The organism is Shimia sp. (assembly GCF_965227725.1).
Taxonomy (GTDB): Bacteria; Pseudomonadota; Alphaproteobacteria; order Rhodobacterales; family Rhodobacteraceae; genus Shimia.
This window is the reverse complement of the sequence record NZ_CBDDGH010000005.1, coordinates 304,306-322,420: the sequence shown is the minus strand read 5'-3', so window position 1 is coordinate 322,420 and position 18,115 is coordinate 304,306. Positions and strand designations below refer to the sequence as shown.

Here is an 18,115-nt window from a genome sequence, read left to right as displayed (position 1 = left end):
GCCCCTATAAGGGCGCGGCAATACAGAGAGCGAAGGACGTCTCCCATGCGCAAGGCAAGCGTGACCCGCGCCACCGCGGAAACCAAAATCACCGTGGACATCAATCTGGATGGCAGCGGCACCTATGACAACAAAACCGGTGTGGGCTTTTTTGACCATATGCTGGACCAGCTGTCGCGCCACAGCCTGATTGATATGACGATCCGCGCCGAGGGCGACTATCACATTGATGACCATCACACCGTTGAGGATGTGGGCATCACGCTGGGTCAGGCGCTGACACAGGCTTTGGGTGACAAGAAAGGCATCCGTCGCTATGCCACCTGCCACCTGCCGATGGATGACGCGCAGGTGCGCGCCTCGCTGGATCTCTCCGCGCGGCCTTTCCTGATCTGGAACCTTGAGATGCCAACCCAGAAGATCGGTTCCTTTGACACCGAACTGGTGCGCGAGTTCTTCCAGGGCTTTGCGACCCATGGCGGCATCACCCTGCATGTGGACCAGATCCACGGGTTCAACAGCCACCACATTGCCGAAGCCGCCTTCAAAGCGGTGGCGCGTGCGCTGCGCGAAGCGGTTGAGGTGGACCCGCGTAAGGCGGATGCTATTCCTTCGACCAAAGGTGCGCTCTGAGAGCGCACCCTACGTTTGAGATCAAAAAAGACATTTAGAGGGTTCGCTTATGCTGACCGCGATCATCGACTATGAATCCGGCAATCTGCACTCCGCCGAGAAAGCCTTTCAGCGCATGGCGACGGAGGTGGATGGCGGCGAGGTTGTGGTGACCTCTGACGCCGAGGTGGTGGCCAAGGCGGACCGTCTGGTGCTGCCCGGCGACGGGGCTTTCCCGGCCTGCGCCGCAGAGCTGCGCGGGCACAAGGGCATCTATGACGCCATGGTGGAAGCGGTCGAAACCAAAGGCCGTCCGTTTCTGGGCATCTGTGTGGGCATGCAGCTGATGGCCAGCCGGGGCCATGAGTATGAGCTGACCGAAGGACTGGGCTGGATTGAAGGCGATGTGAAACGCATCACGCCAAGCGACACAGCCCTGAAGGTGCCGCATATGGGGTGGAACAATCTGGTGATTGACCACCCGCACGCGCTGCTCGATGGGATCAAGAGCGGCGATCACACCTATTTTGTGCACTCCTACCAGTTCCATGTGACCAAGGCGGAAGAACGTCTGGCGCATGTGGACTACGGCGGCGACGTGACCGCGATCATTGGCCGGGACACGATGGTGGGAATGCAGTTCCACCCCGAAAAAAGCCAGGACATTGGTCTGCGGATGATTGGCAACTTTCTGAAGTGGGCGCCTTAAGCTGCTCTGTGAAGCGCTTTAGGGGCTCTGCCCCTGCCACCGCGAGCGGTGGCTTCCCCGGGATATTTTAAGAATGAGAAGCCTTGGGGCCGCAGGGGCCTCAGGCGGCGCGCAAGGAAGATGGCGCTGCGCCATGGGCTTTGCGAAAGGCGCGGGTGAAGCTTTCCGGGCTGGCGTAGGCGTAGCGGCGCGCCACGGCATCTACACGATCGCCGCGCAGAATATCCTGATGAGCCAGAATCAAACGCCAGCGGCGCAGATAGCCCATCGGCGTTTCCCCGACCGTGGCGGCAAAGAGCTCTGAGAAGCGCGAGAGTGAAAGCCCGGCCTGCGCGGCGAGATCCGCGTTGCTCCAGAGGTGGCTGGGCTGATCATGCATCGCCACAATGGCGCGGGACAGGCGCGGATCGGCCAGCCCGGCAAGCAACCCGGCCTCAGTGCTGCCTTTGGCAATCTGATCGCGCAGCAGCCGCACCATCAGGGCCTCACCGAGCCGATTGACCACCGATTGTGCGCCGCAGCGGTTGCCTGCGGTTTCCTCGGCCATCAGCCGCACCAGCGCGCGGCTGTCGCCCTCATCGCGCAGATCATAGCGCAGCGTTTCCGGCAAAGACGCCATCAGCGGATTTGAGCGCCCCATCCAGTCAACCTCCGCAGCAAAGATCGCGGCCGTGTCTGCGACACGCCCCCTACGGCCCCGCGGCCAGAACACCACGTCCAGCGGCGCACCCTCAGCATCGCCAAAAACCAGAAGATTGGCACGATCAAGCGGGGCGCTGCGCACCGTTAGGTGAAATTTATCCATTAATGTGGTTAAACGGTCCAAGGGCACCTCGGATTTTCAGCACGATTATTCGGATTTAATGTGCCCAGAATACTGCAATAACACAAGCATGCCGTTTTTTTAACCATTACCAGGAGTTCCTCATGCTCATTCCCCGCCAGAAGACCCCCGACCTGACATTGCCGCTTGTGGGCGGCGGCACATTTGATCTGGCCAGCGAAGGCTCAGAGCGCGGCACTGTGGTGTGTTTTTATCGCGGTCTGCATTGCCCGATTTGCGCCAACTATCTGAAAGAGCTGGAAAAGCTGGTTGATGCTTTTGCCGAGCGTGGTGTGACCTGTGTGGCGGTCAGCAGCGATGGTGAAGAGCGCGCGGCGGAGATGGTGGAGAAGATTGAGGCCAAGGGGTTGCGGTTTGCTTATGACCTGCCGCTGACGGAAGCCAAAAAATGGGGGCTTTATATCTCCACGTCGCGTGGCAAGACGTCGATCGGGATCGAAGAGCCGGCCCTATTTTCCGAGCCCGGGCTGTTCATGGTGAGCCCTGAGCAGGCACTTTACTACGGTTCTGTGCAGACCATGCCCTTTGTGCGGCCGCATTTTTCGGAACTGGTGGGGGCGTTGGATTTTGCGATTGCCAACAACTATCCGGCGCGTGGCGAATACACAGGTGCGCTCTAAAGACTGAGCCGCAAACAAAAAAAGGCGCAGATCGCTCTGCGCCTTCTTCTAACTGGGTAAGCGTCGCGTTTAGTTCACGCGGGTCCAGCTCTGGCTGCGGCAGATCACGGCCACGCAGCCTTTGACTTTCAGGGTGTTGCCGCTGAGGGACATTTTGGATTTGTAAGTCTTGTCCACATCCGGTGCCCAGATTTTGCCGCCGGAGTAGGCTCCGCCACCGTCAGCACCCATGGACCAGATCATCTTCTTGCCCAGATGCTCATAGCCCGCGTTGGCTGCGCCATCGGCGTCAAAAGCTTTGTGGATGGTGCCGCAGATTTCCTCGCCGCAGGCTGCGATTTTGACATGCAGGAAGTCTTCGCCTGCGGAACGCTCGGTTTCCCAGACGCCTTCAACCGGATCGGCAAAGGCGGCGACGGTGCCGGCGAGGGTCATGGCCGCGGCCAGTAGTGTCTTTTTCATCAGGTCCTCCCATGTTGACGCGGTGGAGCCTGCGACAGGGGCTGATTCCGATCAACTGTGACTTTGGGTCATTTAACAAAGCCACAATCGGGCAGCCGCGTTGCAATTTGAGCAAGACCGTGCCACACGCTTGGCCAACAATCACTCAGACAAAACAGGGCCCGCTTATGATCCTCTACCCGGCCATCGACCTCAAAGACGGCAATGCCGTGCGCCTGCTGCATGGCGACATGGACAAAGAGACCGTGTTCAATGAAAACCCCGCCGCGCAGGCGATGGAGTTTGTCAACGCGGGCTGTGAATGGCTGCATCTGGTCGATCTGAACGGCGCTTTCGCCGGGGAGCCGGTGAATGCCGCGCCGGTGGAAGAGATCCTGAAGCAGACCAATGTGCCAGCCCAGCTGGGCGGCGGCATCCGCGATATGGCCACCATCGCGCGCTGGATCGACAAAGGCCTGAGCCGCGTGATCCTCGGCACCGTGGCGGTTGAGAACCCCGATCTGGTGCGCGAAGCGGCCAAGGAGTTCCCCGGCAAAGTGGCTGTGGGCATTGATGCGCGCAACGGCAAAGTGGCGACTAAGGGCTGGGCCGAAGAGACCGACGTGATGGTCACCGATCTGGCCAAATCCTTTGAGGACGCAGGTGTGGCAGCGATCATCTACACCGACATCATGCGCGATGGCGCAATGAAAGGCCCCAATGTGGAGGCCACCGCAGCGCTTGCGCAGGCTGTTTCGATCCCTGTGATTGCCTCCGGTGGTGTGAGCTCTCTGGGAGACCTGCAGGCGCTCAAGGACTGTGGTGCCGCGCTGAACGGGGCGATTTCGGGCCGGGCGCTCTATGACGGGGCGATTGATCTGGCTGAGGCGCTGAAAGTTCTGAAGGCATGAGCCTGCGCCGCCGGATCGTCTATGGGGGGCTGGGCCTGATATTGGCCCTCTCCCTGATCCCGGCGGCATATGTGTATTGGGCCCAAAGCACGGCGGAAAAACACGGCTGTGACTTTGGGCTGGCGCTCCAGCAGAACGGCTGCTGGGTGGAGGGCGTCAATATCGCCAGCCAGCTTAACGCGGCCTACTCCAAGGCGGGGCTTGTTGTGCTGACGCTGCCGATCGGATTTGTGGCCATGCTGGCCCTGATCCTGATGATTGCCGCCGACCTGAGACGCCGCGCAGCCCCCAAGGCGTGACGATTGGTCCTCTGGCTTCGAAAGGCTCCCACCCCCAGATTTTGAGGTGAGGCGACGAAAAGGAGCTGCAAAATGTTGGGCGCATTCACCAAAGTCAGCGCAGCGCAGCTGCCAGCGGACAGTCTGCTGCAGAGCCGCGTGGCAGAGGGCGATTTTCTGGATTGTTACCGCGCAAAATGCGCCCTGCCCGCGCGTGCGGCGGCAGACGAAGTCACGCGTTTTCCCGACTGGGCACAGGTGTTGGTGGCGCTGCGCAATAAGCTGGTGGCTCCGCTGGGCCTCAAAGGCCCATCAGATGTCGAGGACGCCCATGCGGGCGCGGATCATGTTGGCATTTTCCCGATTGAAGCGCAGACGGATCAGGAGGTGATCGCCGGGTTCAACGATCACCATCTGGATTTCCGTGTGTCGATCTACAGCACGGGGGAGCATGTCTATCTGTCAACATGGGTGCATCGGCACAACCTGACGGGCCGCCTCTATCTGGCGACGATCATGCCCTTTCACGTGCTGATCATACGAGATGCGCTTCGTCGGGTCGCGGGCTGACGCCCGCAGCCCCCGAACGAGTTACTCGCCCGCCGCTGCGGCGGTCAGCTTGGCCAGAGCGCCGCGCATGGTGGCGATAAAGGCGGCATCCTCGGCAATATCCAGACCCGCGAACATCTGCGCCGGATCTTCATAGGTCAGGAGGACCTGCCCTTGTGCGTCCTCATAGGCCAGCACTTTGAGCGGCAGGAACAACCCGGCCTTGATGTCTGCCTGCATGGCGGGGGTGCCAATCTTCGGATTGCCAAAAATCAGCAGCTCCGCATCAGACAGCTCTGCGCCCACTTTGGCGGCCCCGCCTGCGTGATCCACACGCGCAAAGACTTTGGCACCGGCGTTTTCCACGGCGGCGGCCAGCGCATCAACGGTCTGCGCGACCGATTTGTTGGACGGGACAGACAAAAGCTCCGCTTGGGCCGGAAGGGTGGAAGACAAGGCAATGGCTCCTGCAATGAGAATATTTTTCATGGTGATCTGCTCCAAAAATGAGATCGTGGGATCAGTCACGACATCATAGCGCGATTTGCCAATCACGTTTTCTCGATAAGCGAAAAAACCGCGCTCTTGGCGTCCCGCGGATAAGCGGGTATGAGGGCGCAAAGAGGTGCCCAATGCTAAAAACCCGCATCATTCCCTGTCTGGATGTCGCTGATGGCCGTGTGGTCAAAGGTGTGAACTTTGTTGGCCTGCGCGATGCCGGTGATCCGGTGGAAGCCGCGCGCGCCTATGATGCCGCTGGCGCGGATGAAATCTGTTTTCTGGACATCCACGCGACCCATGACAACCGGGGCGTGATGATCGACATGGTGCAGCGTTGCGCCGAGCAATGCTTTGTGCCGCTGACCGTGGGCGGTGGCGTGCGCACGGTGGCCGATGTGCGGCGGCTGTTGCTGGCGGGGGCGGATAAGGTGAGTTTCAACTCCGCCGCTGTGGCCAACCCCGATGTTATTGCTGAAGCCTCAGCGCAATTTGGCAGCCAGTGCATTGTGTGTGCAATTGATGCCAAGACCATTGGCCATGATGAAAACGGCGTGCCGAACAAATGGGGCATCTTCACCCATGGCGGTCGCAAGGCGGCGCTGGATCAGGACGGCAACCCGATTGACGCGGTGGAATTTGCCAAGCTGGTGGTGGCCAAAGGCGCAGGGGAAATCCTGCTGACCTCAATGGACCGCGACGGCACCAAGGCGGGCTTCAATCTGCCGCTGACCAAAGCGATCAGCGATGCGGTCAACGTGCCGGTGATTGCGTCGGGCGGCGTCGGCAATCTGGACCATTTGGTGGAGGGCGTGACCAAAGGCGGCGCAAGCGCGGTCCTGGCCGCATCGATTTTCCACTTTGGCGAATACACCGTGCAGGAAGCCAAGCAATATATGCATGACGCCGGTATCCCAATGAGGCTGACATGAGTGTTCTGAACGATCTTGCGGCCACCATTGCCGAGCGCGCCAAAGCGGACCCGGAAAGCAGCTGGACCGCCAAGCTTTTGGCCAAAGGCCCGGAGAAATGCGCCGAGAAGTTTGGCGAAGAGGCCATTGAAGCGGTGATCGAAGCCGTAAAAGGCGACCGCGAGAAGCTGACCTATGAGGCGGCGGATGTGCTGTTTCACCTGCTGGTGATGCTGGAGGCGCGGGATGTGGCGCTGGAGGATGTGCTGGCGGAGCTGGCACGGCGGCAAGGCATGAGCGGCATTGCCGAAAAAGCGGCGCGCACCAAAGCGTGATACGGGCCGCAATTGCCAAGTCCGGAGGGTTCCTATAGGTGGCCAACTGGTATTTGAGGCAGGCGGTATGACACGTTTGGGATTGGTGATTTGGGGGCTTATTGCGGCCCTGTTTCTGACAGCATGTGGCGTGCCCCAAGAGGCCTTGAGGCCGAATCCCACCAGGCTGGCACAGGAAATCCTCTCGCTTGACGCTGATGTGGACCTCGATGAGGCCAACCGCGTGGCGCGCATCGCCTATGAATACCCGCTGGAGCTGCGCGTGGCCTATAATGTCACCGACGGCCCTCTGATCCACAACACCAAGGTCAATCAAGGGCTTAGGCCGCGTGGGCTGTGCTGGCACTGGGCCGATGACCTTGAGGCGCGCCTGCGTCAGGAAGACCTGCAAAGCCTGACGCTGCACCGCGCCATCGCCAATCATGATAATATTCGCATCGAACACAGCACGGTGATTGTGAGTGCAAAGGGCGACAGCATGCGCGAGGGCATCGTGCTCGACCCCTGGCGGTATGGCGGATACCTATATTGGTCGCCGGTTCTGGAAGATGAGCGTTACGTCTGGGAAGAACGCAACAAAGTCTTTGCCGCCAAGGGCCTCAGATAGATAATTCACGCATTTTGGAACAGAGTTCCGCTATATGTATTCAGCAGGCTTTAACGCTTGCTGGGTTACAGCGGCAGTGATCACGAGTACGATTGAGCATGACCAAACCACTCAAGGCGATTTCCAGCGCATTCCTTGCCTACTTTTGGCCGGAGATGGCGGTCGACGACAATTTCGACCACGCCCGGACACGCCTGGTCTGTGTCTTTTCCCTGATTGTGGGGACAATCGGCCTGCTGCACAGCATTCCGGTCTACTATATCTCTGACACGCTGCCGGATCATGGGGTCCTGATCTCCAACCTGTTCTGCCTGACCTATTTTACCGTGCCCGCGATCTGGCACCGGACCCATAACCTGCGTCTGGCGGCCTTTGTGCTGGTGGCGATTTTCTGGGTCCACATGGAATACCTGCTGATCGCGGATCGCTCTGACATCTGGCGGCGGGAGCTGTTTCTGATCGGGCCGCCTATTATCCTGCTGATCCTTGTCGGGCGATTCACTGCGCGCATTGCAACGGCATTGATGGTGGTGAATTTTCTGGTGCTGTCGATTGTTTTTGACGCCTTTCCCGTGGAAGGCACATTGGCGATGACCGCAGCGCTTTGCACATTGATGGCCGGGCTGTCGATGTATTTCACCGAGGTGAACAAAAAAGAGGTCCACCTCAAAGAGCTGCGCGATGAGGCGCAGCTGGCGGATGCTCAGAAATCTGAGTTTCTGGCCAAGATGAGCCATGAAATCCGCACTCCTCTCAATGGGTTAAGCGGCGTCCTTCAGCTGCTCGATGAAACGGATCTGACCCCTGAGCAGAAAGAACTGGTGCAGATAGGGCGCAGCTCCGGACGGAACCTGATGGGGCTGATCAACGGCGTTCTGGACTATTCCAAGATCGCGGCGGATGGCATCACCATTGAGCAGATCCCGTTTGCGCGCGATGCGCTTTTGACCACGGCGGTTCAGTCTCAGCAGGCGGCGGCCACGGCGGCGGGACTTGAGCTCAAAGTCTATCAGGATCCTCGCCTGCCAAGCTGCCTACGCGGGGATCCGGTGCGGCTCAATCAGGTGATCACCAATCTGCTGAGCAATGCGATCAAATTCTCCAAAGAGGGCGACATACGCTGCGAGATGATCCGGGATGGGGATTTTGTCAGGGTCTCGGTGACAGACCGGGGCATTGGCCTCACTGAGGAGGCGCAGACACGGGTGTTCAACAAATTTGAGCAAGCCAGCACCGCCACCAGCCGCGAGTTTGGTGGCACGGGGTTGGGGCTTGCGATCTGCAAAGAGCTGGTGGAGCTGCTGGGCGGCCGGATTGGTGTGAACAGCACCCCGTTGCTGGGCAGCACCTTCTGGTTCACCTTCCCGCTGATCGAAGCAGATGCGCAGGAGAGCCAGCCTGCGCTCCCCGTGGGTGACGCAGGTGAGCCCTCCGCCACTGATTTCGCCGGCACCCATGTGCTGGTGGTGGAAGACAACAAGACCAACCAGCTGATCGTGCGCCGGTTTCTGGAGAGCATGCAGATCACCATGGATGTGGTCGATGATGGCCGCCCTGCCCTGCAGCTCTGCGCAACGCGGCGCTACGATCTGATCCTGATGGACATCCAGCTTCTGGATATGGACGGTGTGGAAGCGGCGACCATCCTGCGCAGCGGCCCCGGCCCCAACCAGCGCACGCCGATTGTGGCGCTGTCAGCCAACATCCTGCCCGAACAGACCAACGCCTATCTGAAAGCGGGTATGAATGCCTGTCTGGGCAAACCCTATCGCAAAGATGAGCTGGTGAAAGTCATGGCCCGTCTGCTGGACCGCAGCAATACGGACGTCAGCGCGGCCTGATCACATCGCCTCGCTCCAACGGCTAGAGTTTGGAAGAAATCACACCGGTGGCAAAACCGCCCATGCGCAACTCTCCAAAGAGGCGCTGATATTCGATCTTGGGGCAGCGGTTTTGGATGACATCAATCCCCTGTGCCTCTGCCTTGGCCGCCGCTGCGGCATGTTCCACACCGATCTGCATCCAGATCGTTTTGAGCGTCGGCAAATGGGCAAGCGCCTGATCGACAATCGGCGGCACCGCTTCTGAACGTCGGAAGATATCCACCATATCCACAGGCGCTGAAATCTCCGACAAATCGGCCACCACGGTTTCCCCAAAGAGTGTTTTGCCCGCGTGGCCCGGATTGACCGGAATGACCCGGTAGCCTTTCAGCGACAGATACCGCGCCACATAGTAGCTGGGCCGCACCGTATTCATGGAGACGCCGACAACGGCAATCACTTTGCTGCGTTTGAGAATCTTGCGGAGAAAATCGTCTGTGTCGCTCATGGAGGCACGCTAGAACACCTGTGTGAGACTTGAAACGCTTATTCGCAACGCCGCGCTCAAAGCACTTTTATAGCACATGGTCGCAGGCACATCCGGATGTCAGATAAAAAAACGCCCAAGGGGGGACCTTGGGCGCAGGTTCGGAACGAGGGACAGTGAAGCGAAACACAGCGGCTCCGATGGCTGTGTTTCCTGTTACTCTACATAAGATCGCAGAACTGGATGTGAAGAGATGATCAGATTCATGTGAAGATAGCGTTACCAAAATCTTTACAATTGCACCTATGACGCGGCCGGTTTGAGCGGGTTTGTTGAGCCATAACAGCGGCCTATCTTCAGGTGCAGAAGCTGGCGCGGCGATACCGTAGGCCGCGCCAACGGCTCAATCGAAGATGTCTTCAATCACATCAAAAGCTTCTTTCAGAAACCAACCCACCGTGGATTTCTTTTTGCGTTTTGGGCGTTTCTTGTTCTTTGGCGGCTTGCTGGCCGATTTTGCGCTGTAGGCAGCATAGTCGGGCGATTTGGCTTTGCGCCGCTTCTCGCCCTTGTCTTTGCTTCTGGGCGGCGCCTCCTGCACAGCGCTCATGCGCAGATGTTTGAGATCATGCAGAGGCGCGCCGCAATTGGAGCAGGCCAGCTCGTGGCGGGCATCGCCGCGCAGCACAAGGGCCGCGCGGGTGCCGCAATAACAGCAAGTGGCGATTTTGGATGCGTGTGCGATGAGCCCCTCCTCCACGTTCTGGTGTTTCTGCCTCTACCTAAGCACTGCGCCGCGCCCTTGGGAGCCTCCGGCGGGGATATTTTTGGCAAGAGGAAGAGGCGTCACGCCGCGCTCAGCTTTGAGCGCTTTGCGGCAGCGAGGCATAAAGCGCGACAGCCGCAGCGTTGGAGACATTGAGCGAGCCAAACGCGCCGGCAAAATTGATTTTCACCAGTTGATCCACAGTCTCTTTGGTTTTCTGCCGCAGGCCCGGGCCTTCTGCGCCCAGAACCAGCGCGATGGGCATGTCGCGCTTGCCCTCAAGCGCCTGCTCGATGGTGTGTTCCGCCTCGCCGTCCATGCCCAGCACCAGATAGCCCATGTTCTGCAGCGCCGTGATGGTGTCCGCCAGATTGCGCTCGCGCAGATACGGCTGGCGTTCCAGTGCCCCGCTGGCGGTTTTTGCCAGCGCGCCAGTTTCCGGTGCAGAGTGGTGGCGGGTGCCAATCACGGCCAGCGCGCCAAACACTTCGGCAGAGCGCAGAATCGCGCCCACATTATGCGGGTCGGTCACCCGGTCGAGCAGAATCAGCCGCTGCGGACGGTCATCAGAGGCGATCGCCACATCGGAGAGGCGCCCCCAGTTGAGCGGTTTCACCTCAAGCGCGGCGCCCTGATGCACCGATTGCGGATCAATCGGGGCTTTGAATTTGCGCGGATCCACCACTTCGGGTGTGATGCCGGAGGCGGCGATGGCCTCAGCCAATTTATCCGCCGCATTTTTGGTCACGATCAGGCGCAATTTTTCCCGCGCGGGATTCGCCAGTGCGTCCCGCACCGCGTGCAAACCGAACAACCAGACGGTTTCTGACGCCTCTTTGCGCTTGGCCTGTTCTTTTTCCACGACCCACTTGGGTTTTTTCATCGCTCTGCACCTTCAAAATAAGAGGGTTTCACCAATGGGCAAAAGAAGCGCCTCACGCAACCACTTTTCTGGTTGACGCCCCCCGCGCATCACAGTAATCACCCCCTCACACCAACGAGGCCAGCGCGCCTCAGGAGAGTGGGCGACAGGCCGCAAGGTGTGGCAGGGGACTGTAACTCCCTCGCGGAGACGCACGCTTGGTTCGATTCCAAGGTCGCCCACCACTTTCCATCTTATCAGTGACTTAGCACAGATTTTGGATGTGGAAGCTCTGGCCTTATCCAGACTTATTGGACACGTGCTCTTAGCGTTGAGAGCTTTTGGCTATGCCACCTCCCGCGGTTTTGTACCTGCCACCCAGAATTCGTTTTTGCGGGCGGTGACTCTAGCTGCGAGGAAATCCACGAACAGGCGCACACGGGCCGTGTTGCGCAAATCGCGGTGCAGAAGCAGCCAGAGGTTGCGGTATGGCAGCGGTGTTTGAAAAGGGGCGCGGATCAGGCCGGGGTGTCGGTCTCCGATGCTGCAAGACAGATAAGCCATGCCCAACCCCGCCGCAGCAAGATTTGTCAGAGGCACAAGTTCAGAGACACGATGCTTGAGCTGCGCCTTGGGATAGCAGCTTTGCTGCACCCATTTTGCAGTGACCTCTCCTTCGGGCTCGTGCCAGCCGATGAGATGCAGCCCCTCCCCATGATTGTCGCGCACCCGCGCCGCATAATCAGGACTGCAATAGGCGGCTTGGGACATCTGCACGAGCTTGCGACCGACCACATCATCGGTGACCGTATCTGCGACGCGCAGTGAGACATCCGCTTCACGGCGCGTGAGATCGGCCACATCGTTGGAAAAGGTCATATTCAGCGAAATATCGGGATAGAGCGCGGCGAAGGCGCTCAGGTCATCGGCGATTGACGTCATGGCCAGCCCATGCGGCAGGGTCAGATAGATGGTGCCTGAAGGCTGCGCATCGCGCCCGACAATCGCACGGGCGGCGGCGGTCATTTCTTCTTCGACCCGTTCTGCATAGGGCAGCAGATCTTCGCCCAGCTGCGTGAGGGCCAATCCCTGTTTGGAGCGGTCAAACAGCCGGCTGCCCAGACGTTCCTCCATCACCGTAAGGCGTCGGGCGAGAGTTGTGTGATTAGCATGCATGCTGTCGGCCCCGCCCCGAATGGTGCCCGTGCGCGCCACGGCCAAGAAGACTTTCAGATCGTCCCAATTCAAAGCATCACCGTCCACTGCGCCCCCTTCTGTGGTTCAAAAATGAACCGCTGTGTTCAAATTTACCCGGATACACGCCTATTTTCAAACACCCTAATTTCCTGAGCATAGCGGGAGAGATCCCGAGACCTGCAAACGGAGGAAATGCGCTGTGAAACCCATTCAAACTGTCCTGATCACAGGCGCCAATGCCGGGCTTGGCCGAGAGGCTGCCCGCCAGTTGGCGATGCGAAACGGGGTGGAAAAAATCTACCTTGCCTGCCGAAATCAGGCGAAAGCGGAGGCAGCCCGAAACGCGCTTGAAACCGAGACCGGGCGCAAGATGTTTGAGATCGTGCTGATGGATGTCACCGCGCCCGAGACAGTGCGCGCGGCGGTGGCCGCATTGACCACGCCGATTGACGCGGTGGTGCTCAATGCCGGTGGCACCGGAGGTCAAAAGCCCAATGCGCTGACCAACGAGGGTGTCACCACCATCTTTGCCACCAATGTGCTTGGCCATATCGTGCTGGTGAATGAATTGATGTCGCGCCAGCTCATCACCTCAACGGTGCTCTATGCCAGCTCTGAGGCGGCGCGAGGCATTCCGAAAATGGGGATGCAACGCCCGGATCTGGCAAGCGGATCGCCGGAAGAATTTGAATCCATTGCCAATGGCAACAAATTCGGGCCGGAGGGCGATCCGATGCAGACCTACGGCTATGTCAAACTCGCAGCGACGCTCTGGATGGGGGCCATGGCGCGCAAACATCCGCATGTTCGCTTTGTCAGCATGAGCCCCGGCGGCACGGCGGGGACTGCAGGGTTTGACGATCTGCCGTTTCTCAAACGGGTCATTTTCAAACATGTCGGGGGCGTGCTGATGCCGCTGTTTGGCATGATGCACAGCGTTGAAACCGGCGCGAAACGCTACGTCGATGGCCTGTTCAACCCTGAGTTTGAGACCGGGCATTTCTATGCCAGCAAGGCGGGCTATCCCACCGGAGCTTTGGTCGATCAGGTCAGCATCGACGCCACCTTTGCAGACACCACCACTCAGGACAACGCAAGCGACGCGATGATGCGGTTTGCGTGACACTCTCTCCCAGAAAGGAGCCTAGAAATGGACCTCACACTGAATATTCTTGTCATCGCTGCCACCGTCGCGCTTACGGCGCTTGGCCTCATGTCCATGTTTGCCCCACGGCGCATGGTTGCAAATTTCGCGATTGAGCCGGTTGGCACACCCGGCCTCAGCACGATCCGATCCGTGATTGGTGGGCTGTTTCTGGCCTCGGTCGCGCTTTTGGTGATCGGGCTGACCACAGGGCAAACCCTTGGGTATGTTGCTGTTTCCATTGTGATGGCAGCGGTCGCGGCCGGACGGATCATTGGCATACTCGCAGATGGTTTTGACAAGGCTGTGGTGCCGCCACTTGTGGTGGAACTGGTGATCATTGCGATTTTGATGACGGCCTACACCTCAACCAGTATGTGACAGGCGACCAAGCCGCAAAGCACCCCCCACAAATCCACTCAGCCTGATGCGAGACCCGGGCTGAGTGAATTTTTTGGAACTCTGAACAGAGTCGACCACTTTGGTCGCGTTGGACAAACGGAGACATTTGCCAGGCCGTTCAAGCCTCGCGATCCGTCGCCTCCCCCGCTTCGCCTTTGATCGTGCGCGCCATGAGCCATTGATAGAAGGAGGGCGACACGCGGTTGAGCATATGGGCGAGTTTGGACACGCGGCCCACCGCCACAAAATCCCTGCCTTGGCGAAACCCGCGCAGAATTGCGGTGGCGGCCTGTTGCGGTGTCATGGCGTCCACCGCGTCAGCCGCACTGCCCGGCGGTGAGATTCCGAGCGCATCGGTACGGCCCTCGGGATTGGTTGCCACAAAAGACGGGGCGGCGACACAGACCCGCACGCCAAAAGCTTTCTCCTCCGCCCTGAGAGAGCCGAAAAAACCGGCCATGGCGTGTTTGGAGGCGGCATAGGCCGCGCGTTGGTAGAGCGGGGCAAATCCTGCCACGGAGGTGAGCACAAGATGGGCGCCTTGACTTTGGCGCAGGGCTTTCTGAAACGCCTGCGCCATAGCGACAGCGGCGAAATAGTTGACCTCAAAGAGATGTCGGTGCGCGGGGTCTGAGAGTTTGGCCACCGGTCCAATCGTGGTGACACCCGCCGCATAGACCAGCAGGTCAATACGCTCAAAGCAGGCCAGAATTTTCTCACAACAGGCGGCAAGCTGCGCTGGATCTGTGAGATCACATTTCATCGGTAGTTGCGTGTTTGAGATCTGCAGCCCGCTGACCTCACGATCAAGCAGCACCACCTGCCAGCCCTGCTCTTGCAGCTGTTTTGAAAGAGCGGAGCCAAGCCCGCCGCCGCCACCGGAAATCACGGCGGTTTTGCGCCCTGCCCCGCGCAGCTTACTCATAAGCGCTGGTTCCGATGCCAGAACTCAAACACCTCGCGGCTGGATTTCTCCGGTGTGTAGCCAAAATCTCGTTTCAGAGCGGTGTTGGAGAGTACGGGGCGGTATTGCAGGAAGCGGACCTGTTCCGGGCCATATTGCGTCAGCCCAAGCGGGCGCGCCACGGCGAGCGCGGTGCGCAGCAGCCAGGCGGGCAGCCGCAACACCGGCTTGCCCATCATATCGGAAAGATCATCCACGCTGAGCGCGCCGTCGCCAGCGACATTATATATGCCTGCAGGCCCATCCGTGGCCGCGCGCAGCAGAATGCGGGCGAGATCCCGGTTCCAGACAAAGACAAAGGGGCTGTCGCTGCCCTGCACCGCCAGAAGGCGCGGTTTGTGGAAGAGATCAGTGATCTGATTGTCGGTGCGACGCCCAAGCACTGTGCCGACCCGCAGCACCACCTGTTCGAGGAATGGCGCGTTGTGGCGCACCTCGGCCAGAAACTCCTCGACCAGACGTTTGTGATGGGCGTAGGCAAATTCCGCATTGCCCCGGATGTCATCACTTTCACGCAGCGGCACTGGGTTGTCCGCGTGATAGCCGTAGGCAGCGCCTGAGGAGGTGATCACCAGACGCTTGGTGCCAGCCGCAAGGGCTGCGGTCACAACAGAGCGGGTCCCGACCACATCCACAGCATAGGCCATCTCCCGCGTGCTGTCTTTGGGGGGCGTCACAACGGAGGCCAGATGCACAATCACATCGGGCTGATAGCGGGCAATCACCCGCAGCGGGGCATCGGTGGTGACATCCATGGGATGAAACCGCGCATTGGCGGGCAGCTCTTCGGGGGCCTGCACATCACAGGCGATGACCTCATGGCTGGTTCTGGCGAGCTCCGCCAGAAGGGCTGAGCCGACCATGCCAGCGGCCCCGGTTATCAGGATACGGGTCATCTTGCCGCCTCTGTCCGGTTCATGATCATGGCCAGACCGAGGCCGGTAATCGCATGCCAAATCCCCCAGAACGCAGCCACAACGGCCATGCCGCCAAGCCCGCCGAAAAAGCCAAAAATGAGGATCAGGCCGAGGCCTGAGTTCTGAATACCGGTTTCGATGGTGACCGCGCGTCGGTCATAGGCCGAAAGCCCCATCACGCTGGCGATGCTGAAGCCGGTGGTCAGAGCCAAAGCGTTGTGCAGGAGCACCAGCGCGGCCACAGCGGTCGCAAATTGCAAAAAGTAGTCCCAGTTGGAAATCAGCGCCAAGACAATAAAGGCGATGAAAATGGCCATGGCCACATTCTGCAGCGGGCGGCGCAGGCGCGCTGTCAGCTCGGGGCGCGCGCTGTTGAGCGACACGCCAAGCACCAGAGGCAGGATCAGCATAAGCCCCACCGTGATCGCAACCGATACCGGATCAATCTGCGTGGCCTGCAGGATCGCGCGCGTTGGCGCGTAAAGCGCACCCCAGAACGCGATGTTGAGCGGCGTCATCAGGATGGCGCCGACGGTGGCAAATGCGGTCATGGACACGGAAAGGGCCGCGTTTCCGCCCGCACGATGGGTGATGTAGTTGGAGATATTGCCGCCCGGACAGGCCGCCACCAGCATCAACCCCAATGCGATGGAGGGCTGCGGCTGGGTGAGCAGCACCAGCACAAAGGTCACGGCAGGCAGCAGTAGAAATTGCGACACCAATCCCGTGACCAAGGCGCGCGGTGCCTGGACCAGCCGACGGAAATCGGCAGGTGTCAGGTCGATGGCAATGGCAAACATCACCACCGCCAGAACCGCATTAAGCACGGTCAATGAGGTTGCGCTGAAGTTCAGCACAACCTCATCCAGACTGGCCTCAGTCATTTGGGTTGCTCCGCCTCTAGCGCTTTGATCCAGCGCATCACAGCGCCACGGTATGTGGCCTTGTCAACGTAGTAGGCCATGCGCGGCAGTTCGAGGTAAGACATTCCACCGGTTGCGCGGGTGAAGCCGGACCGCTTCTCACGCTGGAGTTTTTTCGCCGCAGCACTGCCGCTTCTCAGCCCGCGTAGGTATCTCGCGACCATTTCCGCCTGCTCGTGCCGTCCCTGCCAGCCAAGCCCCGTGGCCTCCACCATGCCCAGCACAAAGAGGTCATCGCGCTCCGGATGCATGGCGTTCAGATAGAGATGTGGTGCATCTTTTTGCCAGTTGAGCAGTTTTTGGTCGATGAACGGATAGTCGAGTTTATAGCCGGTTGCCGCAAGGATCATATCATAGTCGGCTTGCGCGCCGTCCGTGAAAGTCACCGTTTTCCCGGAAATATCGGCGATATCCGCGCGGATGGTCAGATCGCCGTGGCCCGCGTGATAGAGCACCAGCGAATTCACCACCGGATGACTTTCATAAAGTTTGTAGTCGGGCTTGGGAAAACCATACTTCTGAGGATTGCCGACAAACCACTTGAGGATCAGCCCATCAACCCGACGTTTGAGCCACATCGGCAGCTTGATCGCGCCGCCCATGGTGTCAGCCGGTTTGCCAAAGACGTATTTGGGCACGAAATAATAGCCGCGCCGCATCGACAGATCGCAGCTTTGCGCGTGATGCACCGCATCCACCGCGATGTCGCAACCCGAGTTGCCTGCCCCCACCACCAGCACACGTTTGCCGGCAAATTGCTCCGGGTGGCGATAGGCGGCGGCATGCAGCAGCTCGCCGTCAAACTGGCCCGGAAACCTGGGCATATTAGGGGTACTGAGCGTGCCATTTGCGATCAAAACGCCCGCATAGACGGCGCTATGCGTTTGCCCTCCCTGTCGCCAAATGACACGCCAGCCCGCGCCGTTGTCCCCTTCCGGCGCTAGCTCTGTGATCTCCGCCCCAAACCGAAAATGGCGGCGCAGATCAAAATGCTCTGCGAAGTCGCGAAAATAGCGGGCCATCTCGCGGTGGGACGGGTATTCCGCCACCTCCGCACCCATGGGAAAATCCGCAAACTCCGTCATGGTCTTTGAGGAGATCAGATGCGCGCTTTCATACATGGTCGAGCGCGGCCCCTCGATGTCCCACAGCCCACCCACATCAGAGTGCAACTCAAAGCCATCAAAAGCGATGCCCTGCGCGCGCAGCACCTTGGCCATGGCCAAACCCATCGGCCCCGCCCCGACGAGGGCGAATTTTTCGCGCGTTTCTGACATTCCGGTCTCCTTGAGAACGTTATTTAAGTTGAACGGTC

23 protein-coding genes and 1 tRNA gene are annotated in these 18,115 nt (G+C 59.5%); 13 read left to right on the top strand and 11 right to left on the bottom strand.

What is annotated here, in order from left to right; genetic code table 11:
* Positions 1-45: 45 nt before the first annotated feature.
* Both hisB and hisH read left to right on the top strand, forming a co-directional pair.
* Positions 46-633: an imidazoleglycerol-phosphate dehydratase HisB gene (gene hisB / locus ACO07T_RS11885; protein WP_422049592.1), complete on the top strand. Its 588-nt coding sequence runs from the start codon at positions 46-48 to the stop codon at positions 631-633.
* A 49-nt stretch (positions 634-682) separates the two neighbouring features.
* Positions 683-1,321, top strand: a complete 639-nt coding sequence (gene hisH / locus ACO07T_RS11880; RefSeq protein WP_422049591.1) for an imidazole glycerol phosphate synthase subunit HisH — start codon at positions 683-685, stop codon at positions 1,319-1,321.
* A gap of 100 nt (positions 1,322-1,421) precedes the next feature.
* Here the strand turns inward: hisH and ACO07T_RS11875 are convergent, their stop codons facing one another.
* Positions 1,422-2,126 (bottom strand): AraC family transcriptional regulator, encoded by a 705-nt coding sequence (locus ACO07T_RS11875; protein WP_422049590.1) that lies wholly within the window; start codon positions 2,124-2,126, stop codon positions 1,422-1,424.
* A gap of 122 nt (positions 2,127-2,248) precedes the next feature.
* On the opposite strand from ACO07T_RS11875, the gene ACO07T_RS11870 reads away from it, so the two are divergent.
* On the top strand, positions 2,249-2,785 hold the full coding sequence (locus ACO07T_RS11870) for a peroxiredoxin-like family protein (protein WP_422049589.1): 537 nt from the start codon (positions 2,249-2,251) through the stop codon (positions 2,783-2,785).
* Positions 2,786-2,854: 69 nt separating this feature from the next.
* Here ACO07T_RS11870 and ACO07T_RS11865 read toward each other — a convergent pair whose 3' ends face one another.
* The gene (locus ACO07T_RS11865; RefSeq protein ID WP_422049588.1) at positions 2,855-3,247 is read right to left on the bottom strand and encodes a DUF2147 domain-containing protein; all 393 of its coding nucleotides are present in this window, start codon (positions 3,245-3,247) and stop codon (positions 2,855-2,857) included.
* A gap of 167 nt (positions 3,248-3,414) precedes the next feature.
* Here ACO07T_RS11865 and hisA point away from each other — a divergent pair, with 167 nt between their 5' ends.
* From hisA to ACO07T_RS11850, 3 genes are all read left to right on the top strand, one after another.
* Positions 3,415-4,137: a 1-(5-phosphoribosyl)-5-[(5-phosphoribosylamino)methylideneamino]imidazole-4-carboxamide isomerase gene (gene hisA, locus ACO07T_RS11860; protein ID WP_422049587.1), complete on the top strand. Its 723-nt coding sequence runs from the start codon at positions 3,415-3,417 to the stop codon at positions 4,135-4,137.
* Entirely contained in the window at positions 4,134-4,436 is a 303-nt protein-coding gene (locus tag ACO07T_RS11855; RefSeq protein WP_422049586.1) for a hypothetical protein, read from the top strand. Before hisA ends, ACO07T_RS11855 begins: the two co-directional genes overlap by 4 nt.
* Positions 4,437-4,508: 72 nt before the next feature.
* Positions 4,509-4,985, top strand: coding sequence for a DUF2867 domain-containing protein (locus ACO07T_RS11850; RefSeq protein WP_422049585.1), 477 nt, complete (start codon positions 4,509-4,511; stop codon positions 4,983-4,985).
* A 21-nt stretch (positions 4,986-5,006) separates the two neighbouring features.
* Here ACO07T_RS11850 and ACO07T_RS11845 read toward each other — a convergent pair whose 3' ends face one another.
* Positions 5,007-5,453 carry a DUF302 domain-containing protein gene (locus ACO07T_RS11845; protein ID WP_422049584.1) on the bottom strand — a complete coding sequence of 149 codons (447 nt, stop codon included), beginning with the start codon at positions 5,451-5,453 and terminating at the stop codon, positions 5,007-5,009.
* 143 nt (positions 5,454-5,596) lie between these two features.
* On the opposite strand from ACO07T_RS11845, the gene hisF reads away from it, so the two are divergent.
* The 4 genes from hisF to ACO07T_RS11825 all read left to right on the top strand — a co-directional run bounded on the left by hisF (position 5,597) and on the right by ACO07T_RS11825 (position 9,156).
* Positions 5,597-6,394, top strand: coding sequence for an imidazole glycerol phosphate synthase subunit HisF (gene hisF, locus ACO07T_RS11840; protein ID WP_209078136.1), 798 nt, complete (start codon positions 5,597-5,599; stop codon positions 6,392-6,394).
* A complete protein-coding gene (locus tag ACO07T_RS11835) occupies positions 6,391-6,708 on the top strand; it encodes a phosphoribosyl-ATP diphosphatase (protein WP_422049583.1) in 318 nt (105 codons plus the stop codon). Before hisF ends, ACO07T_RS11835 begins: the two co-directional genes overlap by 4 nt.
* A gap of 67 nt (positions 6,709-6,775) precedes the next feature.
* The gene (locus ACO07T_RS11830; protein ID WP_422049582.1) at positions 6,776-7,315 is read left to right on the top strand and encodes a hypothetical protein; all 540 of its coding nucleotides are present in this window, start codon (positions 6,776-6,778) and stop codon (positions 7,313-7,315) included.
* A gap of 98 nt (positions 7,316-7,413) precedes the next feature.
* Positions 7,414-9,156 carry an ATP-binding protein gene (locus tag ACO07T_RS11825; RefSeq protein WP_422049581.1) on the top strand — a complete coding sequence of 581 codons (1,743 nt, stop codon included), beginning with the start codon at positions 7,414-7,416 and terminating at the stop codon, positions 9,154-9,156.
* Positions 9,157-9,178: 22 nt separating this feature from the next.
* Here ACO07T_RS11825 and ACO07T_RS11820 read toward each other — a convergent pair whose 3' ends face one another.
* The 3 genes from ACO07T_RS11820 to rlmB form a co-directional block, all read right to left on the bottom strand.
* Complete coding sequence (locus ACO07T_RS11820; RefSeq protein WP_422049580.1) at positions 9,179-9,646, bottom strand: CoA-binding protein; 468 nt, start codon at positions 9,644-9,646, stop codon at positions 9,179-9,181.
* A 382-nt stretch (positions 9,647-10,028) separates the two neighbouring features.
* Positions 10,029-10,385 (bottom strand): hypothetical protein, encoded by a 357-nt coding sequence (locus ACO07T_RS11815; protein WP_422049579.1) that lies wholly within the window; start codon positions 10,383-10,385, stop codon positions 10,029-10,031.
* A 97-nt stretch (positions 10,386-10,482) separates the two neighbouring features.
* On the bottom strand, positions 10,483-11,274 hold the full coding sequence (rlmB, locus tag ACO07T_RS11810; protein WP_422049578.1) for a 23S rRNA (guanosine(2251)-2'-O)-methyltransferase RlmB: 792 nt from the start codon (positions 11,272-11,274) through the stop codon (positions 10,483-10,485).
* 140 nt (positions 11,275-11,414) lie between these two features.
* On the opposite strand from rlmB, the gene ACO07T_RS11805 reads away from it, so the two are divergent.
* A tRNA-Tyr gene (locus ACO07T_RS11805) sits at positions 11,415-11,498 on the top strand.
* 100 nt (positions 11,499-11,598) lie between these two features.
* On the opposite strand, the gene ACO07T_RS11800 is transcribed toward ACO07T_RS11805, so the two are convergent.
* Positions 11,599-12,516, bottom strand: a complete 918-nt coding sequence (locus ACO07T_RS11800) for a LysR family transcriptional regulator (RefSeq protein ID WP_422049577.1) — start codon at positions 12,514-12,516, stop codon at positions 11,599-11,601.
* A 133-nt stretch (positions 12,517-12,649) separates the two neighbouring features.
* On the opposite strand from ACO07T_RS11800, the gene ACO07T_RS11795 reads away from it, so the two are divergent.
* Together ACO07T_RS11795 and ACO07T_RS11790 are read left to right on the top strand one after the other, a co-directional pair.
* A complete protein-coding gene (locus tag ACO07T_RS11795; RefSeq protein ID WP_422049576.1) occupies positions 12,650-13,573 on the top strand; it encodes an SDR family NAD(P)-dependent oxidoreductase in 924 nt (307 codons plus the stop codon).
* Between the two features lie 27 nt (positions 13,574-13,600).
* The gene (locus tag ACO07T_RS11790) at positions 13,601-13,975 is read left to right on the top strand and encodes a DUF4345 family protein (protein WP_422049575.1); all 375 of its coding nucleotides are present in this window, start codon (positions 13,601-13,603) and stop codon (positions 13,973-13,975) included.
* A gap of 139 nt (positions 13,976-14,114) precedes the next feature.
* Here the strand turns inward: ACO07T_RS11790 and ACO07T_RS11785 are convergent, their stop codons facing one another.
* The 4 genes from ACO07T_RS11785 to ACO07T_RS11770 are packed head-to-tail and all read right to left on the bottom strand — an operon-like array spanning position 14,115 to position 18,077.
* Positions 14,115-14,921 carry an SDR family NAD(P)-dependent oxidoreductase gene (locus ACO07T_RS11785; RefSeq protein ID WP_422049574.1) on the bottom strand — a complete coding sequence of 269 codons (807 nt, stop codon included), beginning with the start codon at positions 14,919-14,921 and terminating at the stop codon, positions 14,115-14,117.
* Positions 14,918-15,856 (bottom strand): SDR family oxidoreductase, encoded by a 939-nt coding sequence (locus ACO07T_RS11780; RefSeq protein ID WP_422049573.1) that lies wholly within the window; start codon positions 15,854-15,856, stop codon positions 14,918-14,920. The genes ACO07T_RS11785 and ACO07T_RS11780 overlap by 4 nt, the downstream gene beginning before the upstream one ends.
* A complete protein-coding gene (locus ACO07T_RS11775; RefSeq protein ID WP_422049572.1) occupies positions 15,853-16,761 on the bottom strand; it encodes a bile acid:sodium symporter family protein in 909 nt (302 codons plus the stop codon). Before ACO07T_RS11775 ends, ACO07T_RS11780 begins: the two co-directional genes overlap by 4 nt.
* Positions 16,758-18,077 (bottom strand): flavin-containing monooxygenase, encoded by a 1,320-nt coding sequence (locus ACO07T_RS11770; RefSeq protein ID WP_422049571.1) that lies wholly within the window; start codon positions 18,075-18,077, stop codon positions 16,758-16,760. Before ACO07T_RS11770 ends, ACO07T_RS11775 begins: the two co-directional genes overlap by 4 nt.
* Between the last annotated feature and the right edge of the window lie 38 nt (positions 18,078-18,115).